The organism is Mesorhizobium sp. P5_C1 (genome assembly GCF_054049815.1).
The window spans coordinates 1-847 of record NZ_JBFULQ010001186.1; the positions used below are offsets into that span (position 1 = coordinate 1).

Genomic DNA, 847 nt, shown 5'->3' on the forward strand with positions numbered 1-847 from the left:
ATATCCACATCGACCCGGTGGCAGCCGTGGTCACTAGGAGCACGATCCAGAAGAGGCCCAGTTCGTACGGCCCCGCGTCTACCGGCACGATTGCCAGACAATAGATAAAGGCTTTCGGGTTGAGTGCAGTGGTTGCCAGAACCGAAAGGCTATCGCCGCCGTCGGACGCGTTGACCCGGTCGGTGCCTATCAGACGCAGGCCAAGAATTACGAGCCATACAGCTGCGGCCAGCTTGAGCACCTGGATGGCGCCGGACGGCAGCAAGGGTCGCAGCAAAAGCCAGCAGGCCGCTGCGATCCCGTAGCCGCAGGCCTGTGCGACCAGGAGTGCAATTGCCTTCTCTCGCTTGACCGCCCCCGCCATCAGAAGAGCGTTGGTTGGCCCGGGCGCGATAAAGAGCAGAAATGCTTCCAGGAAAAATAGAGTGTCCAAAACGGCCTGGTCCCGTGGATGCAAATGTATCACAGAAGAACTCGGTTTGATGCGTTGACTCTCGTCAGCCCCAAACGTCGAACGGCATTCGCAGACCTCTTTGCTGCAAGCAAGCTATAGGACACTAAATACGCACCAGCCCGTGTCTGGCGCTGAAAGCACTATCGGCGGCCGGCCGCATGCTGCAGCCGTGCGATCAGGTCGCGGTTACGGCAGTAATCCGGCGGATCATCCGCTTGCCGGTGTTCGTCGAGCCAGTTCGAGCATTCATCCTGGTGTCCGCAGGAGCGGCAGCGGTCCACCGCCCGATTTGTAACGGCTGCGTGGTCCGCGACGATCTTCAATTGTCTGTCGACGCCGAGCTTCCGCATCATACGGCCCATCAGGGCTGTCCTTGCGTCCACTGAAATCAGG

General features: G+C 59.9%; 2 protein-coding genes. Both read right to left on the reverse strand.

The annotated features are described in order from the left end of the window. Positions 1–433 (reverse strand): hypothetical protein (locus ACXJ7R_RS34770; protein WP_457155745.1); only part of this gene is annotated, 433 nt, incomplete at its 3' end. A gap of 161 nt (positions 434–594) precedes the next feature. Continuing rightward, positions 595–846 carry a DUF6455 family protein gene (locus tag ACXJ7R_RS34775; RefSeq protein WP_457155746.1) on the reverse strand — a complete coding sequence of 84 codons (252 nt, stop codon included), beginning with the start codon at positions 844–846 and terminating at the stop codon, positions 595–597. Position 847: the final 1 nt, after the last annotated feature.